Origin of the sequence: Bradyrhizobium sp. BLXBL-03 (genome assembly GCF_051853015.1) — a bacterium.
GTDB classification, from domain to species: domain Bacteria; phylum Pseudomonadota; class Alphaproteobacteria; order Rhizobiales; family Xanthobacteraceae; genus Bradyrhizobium; species Bradyrhizobium manausense.
Genome location: NZ_CP182470.1, coordinates 4,262,186 through 4,285,093, shown reverse-complemented (window position 1 = coordinate 4,285,093; position 22,908 = coordinate 4,262,186). Strand labels below are relative to the sequence as shown.

At 64.5% G+C, this 22,908-nt stretch carries 25 protein-coding genes; 9 read left to right on the top strand and 16 right to left on the bottom strand.

What is annotated here, in order from left to right:
* The first annotated feature begins 3 nt into the window (after positions 1–3).
* On the top strand, positions 4–339 hold the full coding sequence (gene fdxA / locus ACNJX9_RS20625; RefSeq protein WP_439403976.1) for a ferredoxin: 336 nt from the start codon (positions 4–6) through the stop codon (positions 337–339).
* Between the two features lie 47 nt (positions 340–386).
* Here the strand turns inward: fdxA and ACNJX9_RS20620 are convergent, their stop codons facing one another.
* The gene (locus ACNJX9_RS20620; RefSeq protein ID WP_439403975.1) at positions 387–1,163 is read right to left on the bottom strand and encodes a class II glutamine amidotransferase; all 777 of its coding nucleotides are present in this window, start codon (positions 1,161–1,163) and stop codon (positions 387–389) included.
* A 32-nt stretch (positions 1,164–1,195) separates the two neighbouring features.
* A complete protein-coding gene (locus tag ACNJX9_RS20615) occupies positions 1,196–1,429 on the bottom strand; it encodes a DUF6356 family protein (protein WP_057755815.1) in 234 nt (77 codons plus the stop codon).
* A 128-nt stretch (positions 1,430–1,557) separates the two neighbouring features.
* On the opposite strand from ACNJX9_RS20615, the gene ACNJX9_RS20610 reads away from it, so the two are divergent.
* Complete coding sequence (locus ACNJX9_RS20610; RefSeq protein WP_057755818.1) at positions 1,558–2,031, top strand: Lrp/AsnC family transcriptional regulator; 474 nt, start codon at positions 1,558–1,560, stop codon at positions 2,029–2,031.
* 61 nt (positions 2,032–2,092) lie between these two features.
* Here the strand turns inward: ACNJX9_RS20610 and ACNJX9_RS20605 are convergent, their stop codons facing one another.
* Positions 2,093–4,423: an ATP-binding protein gene (locus ACNJX9_RS20605; protein WP_439403974.1), complete on the bottom strand. Its 2,331-nt coding sequence runs from the start codon at positions 4,421–4,423 to the stop codon at positions 2,093–2,095.
* A gap of 134 nt (positions 4,424–4,557) precedes the next feature.
* Between ACNJX9_RS20605 and xth the strand changes: the two genes are divergently transcribed.
* On the top strand, positions 4,558–5,355 hold the full coding sequence (gene xth, locus ACNJX9_RS20600; RefSeq protein WP_057755822.1) for an exodeoxyribonuclease III: 798 nt from the start codon (positions 4,558–4,560) through the stop codon (positions 5,353–5,355).
* Positions 5,356–5,513: 158 nt separating this feature from the next.
* Here the strand turns inward: xth and ACNJX9_RS20595 are convergent, their stop codons facing one another.
* Positions 5,514–6,338 carry a tetratricopeptide repeat protein gene (locus ACNJX9_RS20595; protein WP_439403973.1) on the bottom strand — a complete coding sequence of 275 codons (825 nt, stop codon included), beginning with the start codon at positions 6,336–6,338 and terminating at the stop codon, positions 5,514–5,516.
* Positions 6,325–8,049, bottom strand: coding sequence for a dihydroxy-acid dehydratase (gene ilvD, locus ACNJX9_RS20590; protein ID WP_057755829.1), 1,725 nt, complete (start codon positions 8,047–8,049; stop codon positions 6,325–6,327). Before ilvD ends, ACNJX9_RS20595 begins: the two co-directional genes overlap by 14 nt.
* A 531-nt stretch (positions 8,050–8,580) precedes the next feature.
* On the opposite strand from ilvD, the gene ACNJX9_RS20585 reads away from it, so the two are divergent.
* Both ACNJX9_RS20585 and ACNJX9_RS20580 read left to right on the top strand, forming a co-directional pair.
* Complete coding sequence (locus tag ACNJX9_RS20585) at positions 8,581–8,859, top strand: metal/formaldehyde-sensitive transcriptional repressor (protein ID WP_057755836.1); 279 nt, start codon at positions 8,581–8,583, stop codon at positions 8,857–8,859.
* A gap of 4 nt (positions 8,860–8,863) precedes the next feature.
* The gene (locus ACNJX9_RS20580; RefSeq protein WP_439403972.1) at positions 8,864–9,934 is read left to right on the top strand and encodes a nickel/cobalt efflux transporter; all 1,071 of its coding nucleotides are present in this window, start codon (positions 8,864–8,866) and stop codon (positions 9,932–9,934) included.
* An 11-nt stretch (positions 9,935–9,945) separates the two neighbouring features.
* Here the strand turns inward: ACNJX9_RS20580 and ACNJX9_RS20575 are convergent, their stop codons facing one another.
* From ACNJX9_RS20575 to ACNJX9_RS20535, 9 genes are all read right to left on the bottom strand, one after another.
* Positions 9,946–10,806 (bottom strand): DUF1259 domain-containing protein, encoded by an 861-nt coding sequence (locus ACNJX9_RS20575; RefSeq protein WP_439410092.1) that lies wholly within the window; start codon positions 10,804–10,806, stop codon positions 9,946–9,948.
* A 383-nt stretch (positions 10,807–11,189) separates the two neighbouring features.
* Positions 11,190–11,960 carry a CbtA family protein gene (locus tag ACNJX9_RS20570; protein ID WP_057755843.1) on the bottom strand — a complete coding sequence of 257 codons (771 nt, stop codon included), beginning with the start codon at positions 11,958–11,960 and terminating at the stop codon, positions 11,190–11,192.
* A gap of 10 nt (positions 11,961–11,970) precedes the next feature.
* Positions 11,971–12,177: a CbtB domain-containing protein gene (locus ACNJX9_RS20565; RefSeq protein ID WP_057755845.1), complete on the bottom strand. Its 207-nt coding sequence runs from the start codon at positions 12,175–12,177 to the stop codon at positions 11,971–11,973.
* A gap of 3 nt (positions 12,178–12,180) precedes the next feature.
* Entirely contained in the window at positions 12,181–12,471 is a 291-nt protein-coding gene (locus tag ACNJX9_RS20560) for a hypothetical protein (RefSeq protein WP_057755848.1), read from the bottom strand.
* Positions 12,468–13,046 (bottom strand): hypothetical protein, encoded by a 579-nt coding sequence (locus ACNJX9_RS20555; protein WP_439403971.1) that lies wholly within the window; start codon positions 13,044–13,046, stop codon positions 12,468–12,470. Before ACNJX9_RS20555 ends, ACNJX9_RS20560 begins: the two co-directional genes overlap by 4 nt.
* Positions 13,047–13,197: 151 nt before the next feature.
* Positions 13,198–13,455 carry a hypothetical protein gene (locus ACNJX9_RS20550; RefSeq protein ID WP_439403970.1) on the bottom strand — a complete coding sequence of 86 codons (258 nt, stop codon included), beginning with the start codon at positions 13,453–13,455 and terminating at the stop codon, positions 13,198–13,200.
* 130 nt (positions 13,456–13,585) lie between these two features.
* Positions 13,586–13,798 carry a hypothetical protein gene (locus tag ACNJX9_RS20545; RefSeq protein ID WP_057755855.1) on the bottom strand — a complete coding sequence of 71 codons (213 nt, stop codon included), beginning with the start codon at positions 13,796–13,798 and terminating at the stop codon, positions 13,586–13,588.
* 220 nt (positions 13,799–14,018) lie between these two features.
* Positions 14,019–14,195, bottom strand: coding sequence for a hypothetical protein (locus ACNJX9_RS20540; RefSeq protein ID WP_167354011.1), 177 nt, complete (start codon positions 14,193–14,195; stop codon positions 14,019–14,021).
* 106 nt (positions 14,196–14,301) lie between these two features.
* Positions 14,302–16,038, bottom strand: a complete 1,737-nt coding sequence (locus tag ACNJX9_RS20535) for an adenylate/guanylate cyclase domain-containing protein (RefSeq protein ID WP_439403969.1) — start codon at positions 16,036–16,038, stop codon at positions 14,302–14,304.
* A gap of 326 nt (positions 16,039–16,364) precedes the next feature.
* On the opposite strand from ACNJX9_RS20535, the gene ACNJX9_RS20530 reads away from it, so the two are divergent.
* A complete protein-coding gene (locus ACNJX9_RS20530) occupies positions 16,365–18,560 on the top strand; it encodes a lytic transglycosylase domain-containing protein (protein ID WP_439403968.1) in 2,196 nt (731 codons plus the stop codon).
* Between the two features lie 69 nt (positions 18,561–18,629).
* Here the strand turns inward: ACNJX9_RS20530 and ACNJX9_RS20525 are convergent, their stop codons facing one another.
* Entirely contained in the window at positions 18,630–18,800 is a 171-nt protein-coding gene (locus ACNJX9_RS20525; RefSeq protein WP_439403967.1) for a hypothetical protein, read from the bottom strand.
* Between the two features lie 167 nt (positions 18,801–18,967).
* Entirely contained in the window at positions 18,968–19,156 is a 189-nt protein-coding gene (locus ACNJX9_RS20520; protein ID WP_439403966.1) for a hypothetical protein, read from the bottom strand.
* Between the two features lie 68 nt (positions 19,157–19,224).
* Between ACNJX9_RS20520 and ACNJX9_RS20515 the strand changes: the two genes are divergently transcribed.
* The 3 genes from ACNJX9_RS20515 (at position 19,225) to ACNJX9_RS20505 (ending at position 22,859) form a co-directional block, all read left to right on the top strand.
* Positions 19,225–19,518 carry a hypothetical protein gene (locus tag ACNJX9_RS20515; protein WP_157083738.1) on the top strand — a complete coding sequence of 98 codons (294 nt, stop codon included), beginning with the start codon at positions 19,225–19,227 and terminating at the stop codon, positions 19,516–19,518.
* A 693-nt stretch (positions 19,519–20,211) separates the two neighbouring features.
* Entirely contained in the window at positions 20,212–22,191 is a 1,980-nt protein-coding gene (locus ACNJX9_RS20510) for a PAS domain-containing sensor histidine kinase (RefSeq protein WP_439403965.1), read from the top strand.
* 8 nt (positions 22,192–22,199) lie between these two features.
* Entirely contained in the window at positions 22,200–22,859 is a 660-nt protein-coding gene (locus tag ACNJX9_RS20505; RefSeq protein ID WP_083514646.1) for a response regulator transcription factor, read from the top strand.
* Positions 22,860–22,908: the final 49 nt, after the last annotated feature.

The following is a 22,908-nucleotide window of genomic DNA, read 5'->3' as shown; positions in this document are numbered from 1 at the left end:
GTCATGGCCTACGTCATTGCCTCGACCTGCATCGACGTCAAGGACGGGGCCTGCCAGGATGTCTGCCCGGTCGAGAGCATCTACGAAGGCGGACGTATGATGTATATTCAGCCCGACGAATGCATCGACTGCGGCTTGTGCCTGTCGGTCTGTCCGGTCTCGGCGATATACGCGCAGGATGAATTGCCGGAGCACGAGCGTGATTTCCTGCGCGCCAACGCCGAATTTTTTGGAAGCTCGGTGACCGGCTGGGGCTCGCCCGGCGGCGCGGATGCGCGACACATCAGCACGCTCGATCATCCGCTCGTGGCCGGGCACAAGATTCCGGCGCCCTACTGAGGGTCGGACATTCGAATCGCTCCAGTGGGATCGCCACCCGCGAGCCATCATGATCGGCGAAACGGGCTCACGACAATGCCGGCGCGATCGATGCGCACGAAGCTCTGCGGCGGAATGGAGTCCCAGCAGGTCGTGGCGTCGTCGATCGGCTCGGACACGATGAGCGCACCGCCTCCTGATCCGCGCGTGTTGAGATAGAGCGTCGGCGGACGCAAATCGCTGGCATAGCGGATCGCGTAGAGCTTTTCGCCGTCGGACATCGCGGCGGTGAAGCGCAGGGGTTCATTGACCGCGCTCGCGGCCATCTGCCGCTCGATCAGGTCGATCACCGCAGCGAACGCACCCTCGGCATCGGACGAAAACCCGAACGCCAGCAGGAGAAGGAAGATCGCTTCGCTGTCGGTCGTGCCCTGGCGACTGGCGTAGTGGTTATCAGGGATATGCGCTTCGAGGGCACGGCGCACGCGTTGCCAGCCGCCGATCTGGCCATTGTGCATGAACAGGTAGCGATCCGCCGCGAAGGGATGACAATTGGTGCGGATGGTTGCGGTCCCGGTCGCCGCACGCACATGCGCCAGAAACAGCGAGGAGCGAATCTGGTGCGCGATCGAGAGCAGGTTCTCGTCGCTCCAGGCCGGCCGCACGTCGCGAAACAGGCCGGGCCGCTCGCGTTCACCATACCAGCCGACCCCGAATCCGTCCGCGTTGACCTCGGACTTGGCCTCGCGGCAATGCCGGCTTTGCGCAATCAGGCTCTGGCAGGGTTTTGCGATGAAGTCCTCGAGGAAAACCGGCGCGCCCAGATAGGCCAACCATCGGCACATATTGATCCCAGACTCTCGGGTCGCGGCGCTGGCTACTCGGCGGGCTGCAGCGCGTGGCCGCGACGCGCGATGCGCTCGTGCATCTGCCGGATCATGCGGCTGGCGGTGGTCTCGAACAGGCAGGGAATGACGGCGTGCACCAGCGCCGCCAATGCGGCGCCGAACAGGCGCGCCGCGAAGCCGAGCGCGAACAGGAAATGCTCGCCGTAGGATTCATCGACGCTCTCAGGATGGGACAGAAACAGCCGGTGCAGGGTGGTTTGCATGCTGGGCTCCAGGGACGCGGTTCGCCTGCAATCCCTAGGGGATTCGGATCAAGAAGATGTCCCAAATATCACGCCATCGGGCCTAATCCGGTTGAATTTAGACGACGATCTCTTGTATTGTTGGGATAATGGATGAAACAGATCGCAAACTGCTCAACCTGATCCAGCATGACGCCGCCCTGTCGCTGGACGAGCTTAGCGAGCGGGCGGGACTTTCCCGCAACGCCTGCTGGCGCCGCATCAAGCGCCTGGAGGATGACGGCATCATCAAGGGCCGCGTGACCCTGCTCGATGCCAGCCGCATCAATGTCGGCCTGACCGCGTTCATTGCGCTGCGCACCACCGAGCACAGCGCCAGCTGGCTCAAGCAGTTTTCGAACGCCGTGCGCGACATTCCCGAGATCATCGGCGTCTACCGCATGACCGGCGATGTCGATTATCTGCTGCAGGCCGTGATCCCTGACGTTGCCGCCTATGACAGGCTCTACCAGCGCCTGATCGGGAGGATCACGCTCGCGGACGTCTCGTCGTCATTCGTGATGCAGGAGATCAAGGCGACGACGGTGCTGCCGCTCGACTATGCGCCGGAGCGGCGCGGGTGAAGGCGGAGGCCGCGAAGGCAGTCGCCGCGCGCGTCTATGGAAAACCAAGACCGGCGCCGCCTTAAGCGCCCGTCATCTGCCTTTCCTCGTCCGTCCATTCCAGCCCATCAGGCATCAGCGCGGGCTGCAGCGGTGCCTCCTCCGTCATCACATGGCCGTCTAGCGCGCGCAGCAGGGCCGCGATCAGCGCCGGCTTGCGCAACGGTTTGGCCAGGAAGTCCGACATGCCGGCCTCGCGGCAGATCGTGACGTCCTCGGGGAAGGCGTTGGCCGTTAGCGCGACGATCGGCAAGGCCGCAAAGCGCCCTCCTCCCGCGCGGATCGCGCGCGTCGCGGCGAGCCCGTCCATCTCGGGCATGCGCACGTCCATCAGCACGATGTCGTAGTCGCCTTCCGACACGGCCGCGACGGCCTCGACACCGTCGCTAACGACGCGCAATTCGACATCGAAGGCGGCGAGCATCTTGCTCACGACCATGCGGTTGACGGCATCGTCCTCGGCGACCAGCACCTTCAGCGGCCGGTCGAGGCCGGCAATTCGGGCCTTGAGATCGTCGGATTCCTCGCGGCCCGCGTCCTGATCTGATGTCTGCGCCTGGCTCCACGGCAGCACCAGCGTGAAGCGGAAGGTCGAGCCCTCGTCCGGCGTCGAGGTGACGCCGATGGTGCCGCCCATCTGCTCGATGATGCGCCTTGAGATCGCAAGGCCAAGGCCGGTGCCGCCGAACCGGCGGCTGATCGAGGCGTCGGCCTGCGCAAAGTCGCTGAACAGCTGCCCGAGCTTGTCGGGCGCAATGCCGATGCCGCTGTCGGTCACGGTCCACTCGACCGTCGCGAGCAGGTCGCGCCGCGCCGGGCACATGGCCTTGATCGTCACCTCGCCCGCGTCGGTGAACTTCACCGCGTTGGAGGCAAGATTGAGCAGCACCTGGCGGATGCGCGCGGCGTCGCCGCGCAGCGTCGGCGGCAGGTTCGGATCGAGCTCGATCTTGAGGCTGATACCCTTGCCCTTGGCGCTCGCGCGCACGACGGTCGCAACCGTCTCGACCAGCGTCTGCGGCGCAAAGTCGATTGCCTCGAACTGGAAGCGTCCGGCCTCGAGCTTGGAGAGATCGAGGATGTCGTTGAGGATGCGCTGCAGATTGTCGCCGGATTCACGGATCGTGATGACGGCCTCGCGCTGCTCCTCATCCAGATCGGTTTCGAGCAGCATGCTGGCAAGCCCGAGCACGCCGTTCATGGGCGTACGGATCTCGTGGCTCATGACAGCGAGGAAGTCCGATTTGGCGCGGTTCTCGGCTTCGGCCTTCTCCGCGCGCCAGCGCTCGGTGACGTCGCGGCCGAAGCCGCGATAGCCCAGGAACTGACCGTCGCGATCGTAGGCGGGCTTTGCGGTCAGCGACCACAGCCGCGCTTCGCCGCCGGCGACGACCTTCAAATTCATCTCGTGCAGCGGCTCGGTATGCTCCATCAGGCCGACAATGTTGTAGGCGGCCGCCTTGTCCTCGGGGCAGAGCATGTCGAGCACGTCGGCGAAATGCGATCCCTTCAGGAGCGGAAGCGGCAATTGCGCGACGTCGGCGAAGCGTTGCGGCACGTCGACGAGGTGGCCTTCAGCGTCGGTCTGCCACAGCCAGTCGCTGGCGTTCTCCTGAAAGTCCTTCAGCAGCAGCGAGATGATCTCGGTCTGCCGCTCGAGGTCGAGCTGGGCCTTGAGATTGCCGAGGAACAGATTGCCCTGCGAGACGATGTTGCGCGCCATGAAGAACGCGAACAGCAGCAGAAACACCGCCGTCACCAGATACGGCCCGGTGCCGCACAGCAGCAGCGAACCCGCGCAGGCGACCGTCATGGTGGCGAGGTAGACGAGGCCGGCGCGCGGGAAGGTCGACAGCGTGAAGGCGCCGCCGGACATCATGCCGACCATCAGGCAGGCCAGGATGAGCTGGCTGGTCGGCCCTATCAGGCTGAACAGCGCCAGCGGCAGCGTGCCCCAGATCGCGGCGAGGAAGAACGCCTGCCGCAGCATCTGCCGTGCCGTGCGCGGCGAAGCCTCCTGCGGTGGGTTCTGATGCGAGCGCTGCCATGCGCGCACGGCGACCGAAGCGACGGCCGTGAGGGTTGCACCCCAGATCGCGAGGAAGTCGTTCCAGCCCCTGCCCCAGAACAGGATCAGAACAATAACGACGTTGAGCATGGTCACGGCCATGGTCACGGGGATCAGCCGCGTCACCGCGTCGATTTGCTTGGCGCGGATGCGGCGCAGCTCGCGCTCGCTGAGATCGGCGATCAGCCCGTCTTCGATCTCGAAACCGCCGAGCCAGGACGGGAAAGCGCCGACGAAACCGTCGCGCTGCTCAGTCAATGCTGTGGATTTGTCCCGCCATCCCATTCCGAGGAACCTTTTCCGTATCAATGGCCTGGGACCGGCTTCAACCGGGTTAATTTTGTGGGAGATTTTGCGGCGTCCTTGACGGGGGCGTTAGCGGTTTGTTCTAACCATGACCCCTGCCCGGAGCCCGCCCCATGCCCATCAGAGTTGCCACCTGGAACGTCAATTCGGTCCGGCAGCGGATCGATCTCCTGCTGACCTGGCTTAGGGAATGCCAGCCCGACATCGTCTGCCTGCAGGAGATCAAATGCATCGACGAGGCGTTTCCGCGGCTCGAGATCGAAGCGCTCGGCTATAACGTGGTGACCCACGGGCAGAAGACGTTCAATGGGGTTGCCCTGCTCTCCAGGCTCAAATTCGACGAGACCAAGTCAGGACTTGCCGGCGATGACGAGGACACGCATGCCCGTTTCCTCGAGGGCGTGGTGACGCTCAAGCAGGGCGTGATGCGCATCGCCTGCCTCTATCTGCCCAACGGCAATCCTGTTGGCACCGATAAATATCCTTACAAGCTCAAATGGATGTCGCGTCTTCTTGAGTATTCGAAGGAGCGTCTTAAGACCGAGGAGCCACTGATCCTCGCAGGCGACTTCAACGTCATCCCGCATGCCCGCGACGTCCACAATCCCGCGGCCTGGACCGAGGACGCCCTGTTCAAGACCGAAACGCGGGAGAGCTTTCAGTCCCTGCTCGGCCTCGGCCTGACCGACGCCTTAAGGGCCGTCACCGACGAGCCTGGTCTCTACACGTTCTGGGATTACCAGGCCGGGGCCTGGCAGAAGAACCAGGGGCTGCGCATCGACCATCTGCTGCTCTCGCCGCAGGCGAGCGACAAGCTCGCCAATGTCGGCATCGACAGCTACGTGCGGGCCTGGGAGAAGCCGTCGGATCACGTGCCGGTTTGGGCGGATCTGGATCTGGAGGCGGCGTAGGGCTTGCGCGGAGTTGGTCGGGGCGAGCGGCAATCACAACTGCGGTAGAGTGGGCAAAGGCGCGCCCTTTGCGCGCCGTGCCCACCATCTCGTCGTGATCGAAACAGGAGGTGGGCACGCTTCGCTTTGCCCACCCAACGGCACCTTCGTTGCCGAGCCTACTCGTGGCGGCCCTGCACCCACTGTTCCAGCATTTGCAGGCACATGGCGCGGTCGTCGTCGGAGGCCTTGGCGAAGGCGCGGTTGTAATTTTCCTTGATCCAGGTCTCGTCGGCGCCGGCGCTGTCACGCGCCAGCGTCAGCCACATCAGGCCGCGCGCGGCCTGCCGCGGCAGGCGATCGCCGTTGAACAGCATCTGCCCGAGCAGCGCCTGGGCCTCGTGCTGGCCCTTCTGGGCGGCAAGGCCAAGCCAGCGGGCGCCGTAGCGGAAATCCTCCCGGGAGGCGTCCGGCGTCTTCAGATAGAGCCGGGCGAGATCGTACTGCGCGTCGGCGTTGCCGAAATAGGAGGCGGCATAGGAGAACATCTCCCGCGCCCTGTCAGGATCGGCCTTGATCTTGGAGTTCGGGATGCCGCTCAGATAATAGCGCCCGAGCGCGACAAAGGCATTGGCGACGACCTGCGCCTGCGGCGCCGACGGGCTGTCCTCGGCGTGCGCATTGGCGATCCGGGTGAAATAGTCGAAGGCGCGAACGTCGTCCTGGGCCACGCCGTCGCCGCTGGCGTACATGCGGCCGAGCTTCCACTGCGCAATCGGGTGACCGCCCTCGGCGGCGTATTGCAGGGCCGTGAGCGAGCTTTCCTGGGGCGCGACGGGGGGCACAGACTTGCGCACTGCACCGGCGGCGCCGGGCAAGGTGGTCACGACGGGGATGGCCGCGTCCTTGGGGTTAACCGGCGCGCCGTCGAAGGCGAGCGCCGGCGCGGCCAGCGCGGTAGCCCCCAACACAAACGCAACAATGGCACGCCTAGATGTCCGCATAGCACTGTTTCTCGTGCGCGCCGCCCGGATGGGTCACTGCCCCACCGACCGCTGGTCCAACCTGCTGGGCATACTTCCAGAGCGCACCCGACGTGTGATTAGTCGCGCGAGCGCTCCATTTGGTCTTGCGCTGAGCCAGCTCAGCGTCGCTCAATTTTACGTTAAGTGTACCGGCGTCCGCATCGATCTCGATGATGTCGCCGTCCTCAAGCAGCCCGATCGGGCCCCCGACCGCGGCCTCCGGCCCGACATGGCCGATGCAGAAGCCGCGCGTGGCGCCGGAGAAGCGGCCGTCGGTGATGAGCGCGATCTTGCCGCCCATGCCCTGGCCGGTCAGCGCTGCGGTGGTCTGGAGCATCTCCCGCATGCCGGGGCCGCCCTTGGGGCCCTCGTAGCGGATCACGATGACTTCGCCTTCGCGATAGGTGCGCTTCTGGACCGCCTCGAAAGCATCCTCCTCCCGGTCGAAGCACCTGGCCGGACCGGTAAACTTGAGGTTGGACATTCCCGCGACTTTCACGATCGCACCTTCTGGCGCCAAATTGCCCTTCAGACCGACCACACCGCCTGTCACGGTGATGGGCTTGTCTGCCGGGTGCACCACGTCCTGGTGCGGATTCCACTTCACGCTTTTGAGGTTTTCGGCGATCGTTCGACCGGTGACCGTAATGCAGTCGCCGTGGAGAAATCCGTTGTCGAGCAGCGTCTTCATCAGAAGCGGTATGCCACCTACTTCAAACATGTCTTTGGCGACATAACGGCCACCCGGCTTCAAATCCGCGACATAAGGTGTCTTTTTGAAGATTTCGGCGACGTCGAATAAGTCAAACTTTATGCCGGCCTCATGCGCGATGGCCGGCAGGTGCAGCGCAGCATTGGTCGAGCCGCCAGACGCAGCAACCACCGCGGCCGCATTCTCCAGCGCCTTTCGAGTGACGATGTCGCGCGGACGGATATTGGACGCGATCAGGTCCATCACCTTCTCGCCCGCGGTCATGCAGAACGCATCGCGGATCTCGTACGGTGCGGGAGCACCGGCCGAGTAAGGCAGCGCAAGGCCAATGGCCTCCGACACCGTCGCCATGGTGTTGGCGGTGAACTGCGCACCGCAGGCGCCAGCCGAGGGGCACGCCACGCGCTCGATCTCGTCGAGGTCCTCGTCCGACATGGCGCCGACGGAGTGCTTGCCGACGGCCTCGAACATGTCCTGCACCGTGACCTGCTGCCCGCGGAAATTGCCGGGAAGGATCGAGCCGCCATAGATGAAGATCGACGGCACGTTGAGGCGCACCATCGCCATCATCATGCCCGGCAGCGACTTGTCGCAGCCGGCAAGGCCGACCAGCGCATCATAGGCATGGCCGCGCACGGTCAGCTCGACGGAGTCGGCGATGCATTCGCGCGACGGCAGCGAGGAGCGCATGCCGTCATGGCCCATGGCGATACCGTCGGTCACCGTGATGGTGCAGAATTCGCGCGGCGTGCCGCCAGCGGATGCGACGCCCTTCTTCACCGCCTGCGCCTGGCGCATCAGGGCGATGTTGCAGGGCGCGGCTTCATTCCAGCACGAGGCGACGCCGACAAAGGGCTGGTGGATCTGCTCGGTGGTCAGACCCATGGCGTAGAAGTAGGAACGATGGGGCGCGCGCGCAGGACCTTCCGTCACGTGACGGCTCGGCAGCCTCTGCTTGATGTTGGCCTTGGCGTCCATCGCGACCAGTTTCCTCAGATCCAGTTTCCTGGCCAACCCTTGTCAGTTCAGGAAAGATCAGAGCCAAGATTTGAATCGACCTTGGGATTTCCTGCCGCCAGCAAGGGACCAGCCCGGCCCCTCAAACATACGAGTGATTTTATTCATGTTCGGGTGTGGCCAAAAAGCGGCGCCGCTGCGAACGACCAGTGGTGAGGGTTAAATCCACAAGTGGTGTTGCTCAGGCAGCACAGTCGTTACCGGGAAGACACGGGTCCGCTTACAGTGATACCCTCGCGAAGATGACAGTCCACAATCTCTGATTTCATGTCACGGGCTGCGCGACCAGACTTGCGGCGATGGTGCGTGGGACGGCAACTGAGTCGGCATTCGCCGAGTTTGTGGGAAGCTGCTCCATCTCGTCGTTGCGAGCGCAGCGAAGCAATCCAGAGTCTTTCCGGGGCGGAATTCTGGATTGCTTCGCTGCGCGCACGCAATGACGGGGCACAAGCACGCATTGACTCCTATAGGGTACCCCCCTATCTTACCCCGATGTCGCACACCATCAGGCACAAGTCGAAGCTCATCGGCCGCGTCAGGCGCATCAAGGGTCAACTTGAAGCCGTCGAGCGCGCACTGGAGTCGGAGATCGGCTGCGCCGACGTGCTGATGCTGGTGGCGTCGGTGAAAGGTGCGATCAGCGGTCTCACCACCGAGCTGCTGGAAGACCACATCCGCCATCATGTCGTGGATCCCGCGCACGAGAAGGATCCGGAGAAGGCCAAGGGCGCCGCCGACCTCATCGACGTCGTCCGAACCTATTTGAAGTGACGAGATGACCGACCTGTCTCACCTGCTCCAGCAGAGCAGCGCGCACGCATGGCTGTTCGTGCCCAGCGCGATCCTGCTCGGCGCGCTGCACGGCCTCGAGCCCGGCCATTCCAAGACCATGATCGCCGCGTTCATCATCGCTATCAGAGGCACCGTGCACCAGGCCGTGCTGCTCGGCCTGTCGGCGACCATCTCCCATACCGCTATTGTCTGGGCGGTCGCGCTCGCGGGCCTCTATTTCGGCCAGGAATTATCAGGCGAACGCAGCGAGGCCTGGCTGCAACTGGTCTCCGCCGCGATCATCATCGGCATCGCCACCTGGATGGTCTGGCGCACCTGGCGGGACCAGAACCGCGAACATGATCATGACCATCATCACCACCACGACGGGCCGCAATCGATCTCGCTCGCCGGCTTCGCGCTGCTGCTGGAGGTGTTCGAAGACGGCGTGCCGCCGCGCTGGCGGATCCGGAGCGAGACGGCCGCGCTTCCCGCTGATGGCGACATCAGGGTGACCACCATCCGCGAGGACGGCTCGGAGCAGACCTTCGCCTTCACTGCAGGCGACGGGTACCTCGAAAGCGTCGATGAAATTCCCGAGCCACATGCGTTCAAGGCGCGCGTCACCCTCGCCGGCGATTCCGCCGAGCTTCTGTTTAGGGAGCATGATCACAACCACATGGACCTCGGCGACGAGGACGACGCGCATGCGCGCGCCCACGCCGCCGACATCCGCAAGCGCTTTGCCGGGCGCACCGTCACCACCGCGCAGATCATCCTGTTCGGCCTCACCGGCGGATTGATCCCCTGCCCCGCCGCGATCACCGTGCTGCTGCTCTGCCTTCAGCTGAAGCAGTTCAGCCTCGGCTTCGTCCTGGTGCTGTCCTTCGGCATCGGGCTTGCGATCACGATGGTGTCGGCAGGCGTTCTGGCTGCGCTCAGCCTGCGCCACGTCGAACGTCACTGGGGCGGCTTCAGCCGCTATGCCCACCGCGCGCCCTATGTCTCGGCGGCCCTGATCGTCTTCGTCGGCCTCTACACCGGCTGGACCGGCCTGCACGATCTGATGACGTAGCGCCTCGCCGGTCAGCCTTTCGCACTCGCCGTGTTGTCGAGCGCGGCGCGAAGGCCCTTGGCGAGCTTGATCGCGTCGTCGTTGGCCCAGAAGTGCATGAAGAACAGCCGCGGCTGCTCGTCCAGCATATGGCTGTGCAGCGCCGTCACCTCGATGCCGTTCTCCAGCAGCGCAGCGATCACCGGGTTCACCTCATTGTCAGACAGAACGAAGTCGCCGGTGATGGCAGCCTTGCCTCCGCCTGATGGCTGGAAGTTGATGCCGATGGCGACGCCCATTGGCCCGACGGGCGTGAGCGCCATGCCCTGTTGCATGATCGGATCACGGCGCTTGACGTTGAACTGGTAGACGCCGCCATTGACCTGTCCCTTGGTGCCGATGATCTCATCGAGCTTCGCCGTGTCGAGATCGACAGCGGGCGGCGGGCTCGCCGGTGCGGCAGCGGTCAGTGGCGTCTTGCTGGCGGCGAGTGCGTCATGGATCGCGGCGGCCAGCTTGACGGGGTCGCCATGTCCGGCGACATGCATGTAGAACGTCGCCGGGCTCGCGCGCAGCAGATGGTTGTGCACGGCAGTGATCTCGAGACCGCTCGCGATCATCTTCACCATCACCGGATTGATCTCGGTCTCGAGCAGCACAAGGTCGCCCATGACCATCGCCCCGCCATGGGCCGGCTTGAACGCCACCCAGCCGCCGAGCGCCAGCGCCGGCTTGATCGCGACCCCGTCCAGAGTCACGGACAGATCGCTGCGCGGAAATCCGTAGCGGTGGACATCATCGGTGACGGCGGCCTTGCGGCCGAGCGTTTGGTCGATCGCCTGCCAATTGACGTCTTCCGCCCGGGCCGTCGCGATGAATTGCGCGGCGCCCATGACGACTCCCAAGGCGGCAGCCAGCATGATGGCCGAGTGACAGAGTGTACCTCGTCGCATGATCGTCCTCCTGGTGTCACTGCCCCCTGGGTCGAAGCCGTGTTCGGCCCAGGCGTCAGCGGCGCGCGCAGACGCATCCCGCGCAAGACGGATGAGCCGATCTGTCTGATCAATCGAGATGGATGAAGTGGACATGCTGCGCCCTTGGTGATCAGGACGCGATGCTTGGGCATGTCGCCTCGCGGGGAGACCGCATATCCCCGATGCCTTGACTAGAAGCCGGTGGGTCCAGGCTGTCAACGCGTGGATTCAGTCGAGCCAGGAAAAAGATTTCGCAGACGTCGTGGAACGAAATCGCGCGTGGGCCTCGCTGGCTGCGACCGCTAGAGGGTCGCGCCGCGATCGAAACGCGCAAACACTGCGCTGGTCAGGCCGCCGAGCAGGGTCCAGAACACCAGGCTCGTCACCGTCACCGCGGTGACGAACTGATGCAGCAGCGATGACGGCACGTTGGTCTCGACATTGGCGAGATCAGGCGCGCCGATCAGGTGCGGCAGGGTCAAGAGGATCACGCCTGATATCGCCGCCGGCACCGTGCGGCGGAAGACGATCAAGGCGAGCCCGCCTGCCGTCGCCAGCACGGCGGCGAGCCACCAGATCTGCCGCGACAGCAGCGGCGCTGAGGGCACGCCGGGCAGCTCCGGCGGCAGGCCGAGGCTAGGGGCGAGGGTGAAGACGGCGAAGCCCGCCAGGCCCCACAGCAGGCCTTCGTGCCAGGACACGCTGGTCCCGGTCGCGCCGCTGCGCACGGCGAAGAAGCCGGCCAGAAGCAGCGCGAAGCCGATCGCGGTCAGCACGTTGGCGGCGGCGGTGTAGGCGTTGCGCTCAAACCCGTCGCGCGGCTCCCACGCGCCGCCATGGTCATGGTCGCCGGCGCCATGGTCGTGGTCGCCATGGTCGTGGGCTGCATGGTCATGCCCGGCCGCGACCGGCTGCGCCGCGGCGTCGTGCTGGTGCGCGCCCGCCGCCTTCTCGAAGACTTCCGCCTTCAGGATCAGGGGGACGGTGCCGAACTGCTGGACGACGGTGACGAGGAGACCGACGACGAAACCCGAGATGACCGACGCGAAGACGATCGCGCGAAACGTGCTCATGCCATCAAGGTTAGTGACAGGGGAACGCGTTCGAGTGCCGCACGTCGTGGGCGGCGTTGTGGACGACGTCGATATGGGAGAAGCCGACCATGCCGATCACGAACACGCCCAGCACCATGGCCATCAGCGCCTGCGACAGCCGTCCCACCTGCCCTGCGGCGACCGGAAGCGTGATCCGGGCCGGGACTTGCGCGTTGGCGAGCTGGGACTGGCTCATGGTCTATTCTCCATTGGCGATTTGCGCCTCTTCTAGCAGCTTCCGGGCGATATCGCGACTGGTAAGATGCAGGCTTGTCCCGGGCAAAATGTCCCTGAGGGCGATCTTGGCGTCGGCGGCCGTGCGAAAGGCGGCCTCAAATCGCCGGAAATAGTCGAGGCAGGCCTCCGGCGTTGGCTCGGTGCCGAGCAGCGTCCGGAAAGCGCCCCGGTGCACGGCGCAGATCGCGCCGTGTCCGGCCACGGGAAAGACCAGTGAGGCGATATCGTCGCGCCAACGGGCTTCGCTGCTCAAGCGGTTGCGCGTCCCCGCCCGAGGGAGCCGATCAGGCGGGCGACCTCGCAGACGGCGACGAGGCCCGCGAGCCACATAGCGCAGGTCAGCCCGATCCGCGAGACGATGGCCGCCGTGAAGGCGCCCTGCCCGCCAAGGAACGGCGTCGCGGCGAACAGCGCAAGCTCATAGGCCGCATAGGCGGCGACGAGGGCAATGGCCAGCGCCAGCGGCGTGCGAAGCTTGGTCAGGATGCGAAGCATCGTCGATGCGGCAGCGGTCGCAACAAGCGCCGCGGCGCCGATCACAAGGCCCCAGCCGATGGTGCCGGCATCAAGGGGATAGTGCAGCGCGCCGAAGCCGATGCATTGGTTCGCCAGCCACGTGGCGGTGACAACCAGCAGCGCCTGACGCTGCGACAGCGCGGCCGCAGCCACGACCGCGAACGCTGCAAACGGCGTCGCACAGGCAAGCGCAAAGCTTGCCAGCGCGCAGGACACAGTCAGCAGCGCAAGGCAGAACAGAGCGACACCATGCGGCGCGACGGGGTGAAGCCTGACATGGTCGGAATGCGGCGGCAGGTTGGTGAGGGCCATGGACAATCTCCCGGCGGCGATCCTACCACATTGTCGGACCACTCCGCCAACCGGCGCCAAGCTGTGGCACGAGCGCGCTATGCTCGCCCTCTCGTTGGGTTGAAGACGGGCGCGCTACGCACGCCCTCTCGTTAGGTTGAATACGGGCGCGCTACGCACGCCCTCTCGGGCGCTGGGCCTGAGCCCAGGCCGTGGTGACGTCGCGCGGCGGAGCGTCGATCCGCTTGATGGGAGTGAGCTCACCGGAGGCGGAGATGATGGCGGTTTCCTCGCGGCGACAGCGCGGGCAGACAAAGCTGACTTCGTGCGGCTGCGCCGACGAGCTCGAACGTTTGACATTGGCCGCCATGGGCCATGCTTCGCAATGCGAGCACGACACCAGAAACCGACCGGGATCGAGCATACCCATTCCTTAGGTCTCCGCGTCCTGCCGTCCTCCTCTAATGATTAGCCCATGTGAATCGTTCCGGTGCGGAGGCACCGTCAGCCCCGGGGTTCCCCACTCGCGGCCGGATCATACGAGGCGCCGCGCCCTTGCCTCAGCGCGCACCGTGGAGCGTGCAGGCGGTCGTGCAGGTGACGGTGTTGCCGTGGTCGCAGGCCTTGCAGGCGGCCACGCACTGGTTCATGTCGCGGGGATTGTAGGAGCTGTAGCTGCGCATCGGGCAGAGCGGGGTCGAGCCAGTGACGTCCTGCTCCTGGTCACAGGCTGCCGTCAAAAGCGCAAACAGGGCGACCGCAAGCAGACGCATGGGATGTCCAACCATAGGACGAGTGACGTTCGCGGGCAACATTGCACGGCAACCTTGCCCCAGGCATTCCCATCGCCGGGAACCGCAACGCGCGAATCCGCGGACCTCCATCAAGGATGGGTCTCAATTATTAAGAACGGATTGCGATTGCACGACCTCTCGTAAAGACACCGATGCGGAACATCGTGCCTCGTTCCTGGCCGCAAGCTTCATCCGGGCGTCAGGCGGCAGCCTTGGTCGCGATCGCCAGGCGCATGTCGACCGCGAGCTGACGGTACCGCTCCGAAAGCTTCAGGTAGAATTCGCGCTTGTGGCTGTCGGTCGCAAGCTTGGCAATCAGCTCGCATTCGGCGGTGAGCGTCTCGAAGCGCTCCAGCCTGTCCTCTAGTTCTGTCATCGGCGTGTCCCCGTCAAACGCCTGAGGGACAACAAGCCTAAGCCCGGAAAATGGGTCACGGCCAACATCGTTATAAGGTAGAATCAATTATTCCGGGCGCGGACGGTTATTTGCTGTCCATGCGCCAGGCACCGTCCCAATCGGCCGCTGGCGGCGCGGTCTCGAACTGCACGATGCGCGCGAGCATCGCCTGAGACGGGCCGTCGCCAGGGACGCTCTGCAGCGCCGCATTGAATGCCGAGCGGGCCTCAGTGAAGCGGCAGGCGCGATAGGCGGCAAGCCCTTCGGCGTAGTGCGCGCGCAGCCCTTCCTGCGAGGCGGTGAGCGCACCTGCCCGGCCCATCACCTCGAACACCGGCTGCGGCACGCTCTGGCCGACCACCGCGAGGCGGTCGATCTCGCGCAATTCGAGCCGGGATCCAATCGCCGCGGCGGTCGCCTGCGAGATCAGGATTCGGGTACCGTAGATCTTGTTCACGGCCTCGAGGCGCGAGGCAAGGTTCACGGCATCGCCCATCACCGTAAAGCTCATCATCAGCTCGGAGCCGATGCTGCCGGTCAAGACCTCGCCGGTGGCGATGCCGATGCGCAGGTCGCAGGACACCGGCATGGCCCGGATGCCGAGCAGGTCCGGCAGCTGCTTCTGCAGCGCGGGCACCTGGTCGGCCATGTCGATGGCGGACAGGCCCGCGAGCAGCGCCTGCTCGTCCTCCTCGATGAAGGGCGGGCCCCAATAGGACATGATGGCATCGCCGATATATTTGTCGATGACGCCGCGGTTGTTGCGGATCGGAGCGGACATCAACGTGAAATAGTGGTTCATGACCTTGACGAGGCCGCGCGGGGTCATGCCCTCGCTCATCGCGGTGAAGCCGCTCATGTCGCAGAACATGATGGTCATGACCCGACGCTGGCCGTCGACGGCGACCTCCGGCCGGTCGATCAGGCCCTGCACCACCTTGGGATCGATGTAGCGGCCAAAGGTCTCGCGGATCCGCTCGTTGTGGCGCAGCTGCTCGATCATGCGGTTGAAGGCGGCGGCGAGCTCGCCGATCTCGTCCTGGGTCGAGACGGTGATGCTCTTGTCGAAGCGGCCGGCCTCGACCTCGCGGGCACCGGCGAGCAGCAGCCGCACGGGCCTTGTGATGCCGCCGGAGACAAGCAGCGCAAAGGCAAATCCGACGACCGCGGCGAGCAGCGTTACGACGCCGGAGATGATGATCGCCTGTCGCTGGTGGCCGACCACCGTCGAGGTGCTCGCATAGACCTGCTTGAGCATGTCGGTGCGAACCGCATCGATCCGCTGGTTGAACTGATCGCGCAGCGCATCGATGTGCTCCAGCGTGCTGCGTGCCTCCGGCATCTGCTTGGCGTCGATCTGCTTGAGGAGTTTGGCGTGGTCCTCGTTCATGCCCTGGCGCAGCTCGGTCACGGCGGTCTCGATGCGCGTGTCGATCCGCGCCAGCGCGGCATTGTCCGACGGCGTCCTCGGATCCTCGATGATCGCGTTGATGAGCTTTTGCGCGGCCGACGTCTCTTCCTCGATCTTGCGGTCGGCTTCCTCGAACTCCTTCAGGCGGGCCGAATAGGCCTGCTCGTCCGAGGAGTCCTGCATCTTCGCCATGACCATCCGCCGCAACGCCACCGACCGCTCCAGCGAGCGGATGTTGGCCCGCGCCAGATCACCGTAGGCCGGGATGTAGCGGTTGGTCAGCTCGTCCAGGAGAATGCCGACCTGGCTCGACATCACCATCGACAGGATCGAGGTGATCAGCATCAGGACGATCAATCCGAGGGCGATGCCGACGATCTTGCGCCGGATCGACTGGTTGAAAAGCGGCATGAGATGCGGGCAAAGGCTGAAGAAGGATCTATGGAACCCTCAATACACCGGATTTTCGCAGGGGAACACGCGCAATCGGCCGGTTTGGCGCCCAGGGCTGCCCGCAACCGTCGCGCGAGTCCCGTTTCGTTAATAAAGGTTTAAGGAACCGCCACTGCCGCCATTGCTGAAGTTCCGCGAGTTCCAATCCGTATTTTGCCGCATTGTTGAACGAGCGTGAGGAATGCGAAACGATGTCGCGGCATCGTTTTGGTGTCGTTCTTGATTCTCAAGCCGCATGTCGTCGCGGACCTTGGTTTGTAGTGGTTTCGCAGGGGGACCATCGAATGAACCAGTGCCTACGCTCGCTCGCGTGTGTCGTTGCCGTGGCCGCTTTGGCCCTCCTTCCCACCGGGCTGGCGGCGAAGAGCGGTCACAAATCATCCGCGTCCAAATCGTCTGCGTCCAAGAAAACGCACGAAGCGAAAACCGGCAGGCAACGGCATGCTGCATCCGGCAAGCACCGCAAACATGCCGAGGCCAGGCGCAAGTCGAAGAAGCGGGACGAGCCCACGGACAAGCCGGCGCCGCCGGCGCTGACCGGCGACCTCGCCGCGCTGAAGGATGCGATCGACCTCGCGCGCAAGGGCAAGACCGACGATGCGACCGCGGCGCGCGACCGCATTGCCGATCCCGCCGGACAAAAGCTCGCCGACTGGTTCATGCTGCGCCATTCCGAGAGTACCGCCCCCTTCAAGCGCTATGCCACCTTCCTCGCCGCCAATCCGGACTGGCCGAGCGCCGTGCTGCTGCGCAAGCGCGCCGAGGCGCGGCTGTGGCAGGAGAAGAGCGACGCGGCAACCGTCCACGCCTTCACGATGGACCGGCCGATCAGCGCCAAGGGCAATTTCGCGCTCGCGCGCGCTCTGTTCGCCGAGGGCGACAACGACGGGGCGACGCGCCTCGTGCGCGAGGCCTGGCGCTCGGACGAACTGTCCGAGCGCAGCGAGGAAGATTCCTACGAAGCGTTCCACGATTTGTTGCGGCCCGAAGACCATCGCGCCCGGATGGACAAGCGCCTCGGCGCCAAGGACTATGCCGGCGCAAGGCGGGCCGCAAAACGTCTTGGCGAAGATTTCCTCGCGATCGTCAAGGCCTGCGCCGCCGTCAACGGCAAGGAGAACAAGGCCAAGGATTATCTCGAGGACGTGCCTCAAGACGCGCGCCGCGATCTCGGCTATGTGCTGTGCCGCGCACAATGGCACCTTCAGAAGGATCACATCGACGATGCAGCCGAGGTGATCCTGGCTGCCGCACCCGAGACGATGGCGGCGCAGGACACAGACGCATGGTGGCGCGAGCGCCGCCTGCTCGCGCGAAAGCTGCTCGACCAGGGCAAGTTCCAGACCGCCTACGACGTGGTGCGCGCAGCCACGGTGCCGGCGATGGAGGTCTACCGCGTCGACTATCACTTCATGTGCGGCTGGATCGCGCTGCGCTATCTCGACGATCCCAAAACCGCGATGATGCACTTCGCCTCCATCGACGAGGGATCGCCCAATCCACTGGCGCTGTCGCGAGGCCACTACTGGCGCGGCCGTGCGGCTGAAGCCATGGGAGCAGTCGCCGACGCGCAAGCCAGCTACAAGGCCGCCGCGCGCTATCCGACCGCCTATTACGGCCAGCTCGCCCGTGCGCGGCTCGGCCTCGAGGGGCTGGAGCTGCGCGCCCCCTCGCCCGTGCTGGCCGCCGCCGACACGCAGGCGGCAGATGAGCGCGTGCGCGCCGCCGACATGCTCTATGCCATCGGCGAACGCGATATGGTGTTCTACTACGCCGAGGATTTCGCCCAGGAGAGCACCGACGCCGCCGCGCTCGCGGCGCTTGGCGAGCTCGCCGGCCAGCGCAACGATGCGCGCGTGATGCTGGAGGTCGGCAAGTCGGCGTTGGCCCACGGCCTGGCGCTCGACCACTACGCCTTCCCGACCATCGGCATCCCCGAGCACAAGCAGGTCGCACCTGCGATCGAGACCAGCGTGATCTATTCGGTGGCGCGCACCGAGAGCTCGTTCAACCAGCGCGACAAGTCGTCCGCCAATGCGGTCGGCCTGATGCAGGTGACGCCGGAAGCCGGCCGGGACACGGCCAGGCGCTTCGGCGTGACCTATGACTGGGACAAGATGGTCTCCGACCCCGTCTACAACACACAGATGGGTGCGGCCGAGCTCAGCGCGCTGCTGTCGGAATATCGCGGCAACCAGATCATGACTTTCGCCGGCTACAATGCCGGCCGCGGCCGCGTGCGTGAATGGGTGCAGGCGCATGGCGACCCCAGAGATCCCAAGATCGATCCGGTCGACTGGGTCGAGCGCATCCCGCTGTCCGAGACACGCAACTACGTCCAGCGGGTGATGGAGAACGTGCTGGTGTATCGCGCCCGCTTCGAAAGCAGCGGCGCTGTCGCCGGCAAGACCGATCAGCGCGTGGTGACGCAGGAACTCAACGCAACGGCACCCGTGGCAGCCGCAGCACCCGCTCCCTAACCGGCGCCACCGGGGCTGAAGGGGCGCCGACGAGGTTACGTTGCTGCGGCTTCCGCGCGAGTCGCGCAGCTAGGTGTCACCTCCTTCCGTCGTGAGCAGGTCGCGCCCGTCCAGAAATGCGCCGGTCAAAGCTCTTGCGATGGTCCAGAACTGCATCGTGCAGGTCCAGCACGAGACGGCGCTCAGCATCACCAACATCTCGATCATGTTCCCGGTGGCCGTCGCGCTGCGCCCAGGCATCGACCATGGCATCCACAGCGTCATTAGCTCGCCTCGGCGATAGCAATCATAGTCACAGTAGTGGCGCTGTGTCCGTACATGCCGGACATAGCCTGATCGGATCGACCGCGAGCATGTGCCGCACGTCGCCGCGCTTGGCGGAGGCTCGTGATTGACCAGCACGAAGTTCATGAGGCCACCCTCACGCGACCTTCTGCAAGGGCCTCGCAGAACAACGCGTAACATTGATAGTCGCAGTACGGCAGACGGGTCGCCATCTCGCGAAGATAGCTGCCGCTGATCGGCTCGCAGCATTGCATGCACCACGCCTGCCGGAACGGCGTCCGGTCGTTCACCAGCACGAAGGCGAATCTCACGTGGCACCTCCCAAAGCGAAGCAGTAAACGCTGTCCAACGGAGACAGTGCGGGCGGTGGAGCGCAAAGATGGCTTCGGCCGTCCGGATTATCCCTGTTTTGCTCCACCTTCTGCGGCGGGACCCGGATGTATCTTCCGTCCTCCCTCCGCCGCGCATAGATCTGGCCGTCGACGTACTTGATATCGGTTGGATAGCAATCAGCGCTGTTGCAGCAACTGAGGCTCGGGTTATCCGGCATGCGCCAGGTCGAGTAGAATTTCTCGTGCAGCGCCTGGTCCTGGGGCGGATGCTGGCGATGGACGGCACCGTTTCCGGTCTCCTGCGCCTGGATTGTCGCGGTGGAGCAGAAGAGAACGATTGAGCACAAGAGCTTGCACGAGCGGTTCAAGACATGGGCTCCCGGATCAGGCCTGCGGAATGATGTCAGCTCTCTAGTTCAGCCCCGCGCGAACTGAGCCCGAAACAACCACCGGCGGTCGCGTTCGCGGCGTGAGCGGAAGCGATCGACACACGTCTTTGAGCAGAGCGCAGTGCGCCACGCGTAGTAGCGGATCAAGCCAAATTTACCGCCACACACCGCACAGCCGTTGGCAGAAGAGCACGGTCTGGAGTCGGGCTGGTCAACCTCGGGAAGTACGGATGCATGACACATTGTTGTCTCCCTTTGTTGCTTGCGGTTGCGCTCGCCGCGACTGGCTGGTCGACACTCCCGATTGGCCGTGAGGGTAGTCAGCGGGGCACGAAGTGCTCAACTGTACGGAGGTAAATGACCGACATGACTAGGGTTGGAAGAGCTATACCTAGGTTTGTCCGTGTTTGCCCGGGGCTTCCGCGCTCATTCTTATTCAACGAGACGGCGCACGATGCTCCGGCTGCACGGTCACGGTGAAGACCCCTGCTGGCGCGGCTACCTGATCTGCCTGGATAGCCGAAGCGGCGACAGGTCAATTCATCGACGAACATCATCACGGCCATCCGGCTTTGGCCGGAATTGCTCCTCTTGCGCCGACGTGCTCTACTCGTGTTCACGCAGAGAGAGCCGGGAGCGTCTGCGATGAAACCTGGCCAGGCAGCCACGTTCGGGAAGTCAGCCGCGCAATTCCTCGTCGGCTGCGTCAGGCAAACTGTCGCCGCTAAGCCGCGTGCCGAGCCCGATGATGGCCAGCTCGAAGCGGTCAAACAATGGCAGCAGGTCTTCGAGCACAATCCGGTCATGTACTTCATGGTCGATCCGGCCGGAACCGTCATCAACGTGAACACGTTCGGCGCCGCGCAACTGGGCTACACGGCCGCAGAGTTGATCGGCCGATCGGTACTGGATGTCTTCTTCGCCGAAGATCGCGATTTTGTCCGCGCCTGTGTTGCACTGTGCCTCGAGACCGTCGATCAGTCCCACACCTGGGAGATCCGGAAGGTTCGCAGGGACGGCTCGGTACTCTGGGTGCGCGAGAACGCCAAGACCATGCTGCGGGCCGATGGCTCGCCAGTCGTGTTGGTCGCCTGCGAGAACATCACCGAGCGCAAGGAAGCGGAGAATGCTCTGCGGCAGAGCGAAGCCTATCTCGCCCAGGCGCAGGAATTGAGCCACACCGGCAGTTTCGGCTGGAAGGCCGCAACCCGCGAGATCACATGGTCCAGGGAGACGTATCGCATCTTCCAGTGCGACGAGGGTTCCAAGCCGCAGATCCCGGTCATGCTCCAGCGGATCCATCCGGAGGACCGGCTCGCCGTGCAGCGGACCACAGGTCAGGCAGCGCGCGAGGGAAAGGACTACGACCACGAATACCGCCTCGTGATGCCCGACGGCTCCATCAAGTACGTCCGAGCGGTGGCCCGGGCTACACGAGATTCTGCCGGCCACGTCGAGTTCGTGGGATCGGTGAGCGACATTACGGCGACCAAAGAGGCAGAGCGCAAGCTGCGCGAGAGCGAACAGCGCTTTCGCGATTATGCCGAAACCGCATCCGACTGGTTCTGGGAGACAGGGCCAGACCACCGCGTGACCCTGATATCGGAACACTCCGATACCACCACCCCGCCGGGCGTGATTGGGCTTACCCGTTGGGACATTGCGCCGGACGCCGATCTCGAGCCGGAAAAATGGCGACAACATCGCGCGGCACTCGACGCCCACATCCCGTTCCGCGACCTGGTGTATCGCAGCAGGGACCGCAACGGGCAGACCATCTACGTCCGGACCAGTGGCAAGCCGTTCTTCGATGCCGACGGAAACTTTCTCGGCTATCGTGGCGTCTGCACCGACGTGACTGCGGCCATCCGCGCCGACCAGGCCGAAGAGGCGCTGCGCAAGGCCCAAGCCGAGCTGGCTCATGTCACGCGCATCACGACACTGGGCGAACTGACTGCTTCGATCGCCCATGAAATCAACCAGCCGCTCGCTGCCGTGATTGCAAACGCCGACGCCTGTGTGGCGTGGCTGCAGCGCAATCCGCCCGATCTCAAGGCGGCGCGCCGCTCCGTGGAGTGGATCACCGAGGATTGCAAGCGTGCCAGCGACGTGATCCGTCACATTCGGGCGCTCGCCAAACGAACCGAAATCGAAATGGGTCCGCTCGACCCAAACTCGATCGTGCGCGAGGCCGTCGCACTCGTTCAGCGCGAGATGGCCCGTCATGCCGTGTCGGTGCGGATGGAGCTGTCGTCGGCCCTGCCCAAGATCTTTGGCGATCGGATCCAACTGCAGCAGGTCCTGATCAATCTGATCATGAACGGGATCGAGGCCATGGAAGACGTCCGTGACCGTCCGCGCAAGCTGACGATCCGCTCGGCGGCTGATGGCGACGACGCGATGCTGGTGAGCGTCGCCGACTGCGGCGTCGGCATCGACGAACAGGCGATAGACCGCCTGTTCACCCCGTTCTTCACCACGAAATCCGGCGGCATAGGGATGGGGCTGCCGATCTGCCGCTCCATCATCGAGATCCACGGCGGACGACTTTCCGCCGCGTCGAACCAGTCTGGCGGCGCGACGTTTCAGATCACCCTGCCCCTCTATCGAGAGCAAGCATCGTGAGCGATCGCATGGCGCCTTCGCCGCCCCAGGAGAACGGTGATCAGCCGATTGTCTACGTTGTCGACGACGACGCCTCCATGCGCCGTGCGCTCACCAACCTCTTCGAATCGGTTGGCCTCAAGGTCGAAGCGTTTGGCTCGGCGCCGCAGCTCCTCCAGGCCAAGCCACCGCAGGTACCGAGCTGCCTGGTGCTTGACATCCGCCTGCCCGGAGTCAGCGGCCTTGAGCTGCAGTCCGATCTGGCCAAGGCCAACATCCACACGCCGATCATCTTCATTACCGGTCACGCTGACATTCCCATGACCGTTCGGGCCATGAAAGGCGGTGCGATCGATTTCCTGACCAAGCCGGTCCGCGACCAGGATATCCTGGACGCAGTCCAGGCCGCGATCGAGCGAGACCGCAAGCGGCGCGATCTCAACAAGACGGTCTCGAACGTGAGATCACGCTTCGAGTCACTGACCTCGCGCGAGCGGGACGTATTGGCTCTGGTGACGTCCGGCCTGATGAACAAGCAAGTGGCCGCCCAACTCGGATTGGCCGAAATTACCGTGAAGATCTATCGCGGCCAGATCATGCGCAAAATGGGGGCGAAGTCCCTGGCCGACCTCGTGAGAATGAGTGAGGCGCTCGACATTCGGCCCGGCCGGCCCGACGTACAAACCTAAGTATGAGTTTGCAATGGCGAGCGGCAGGTCCACCCTGCGTGTTTGGATT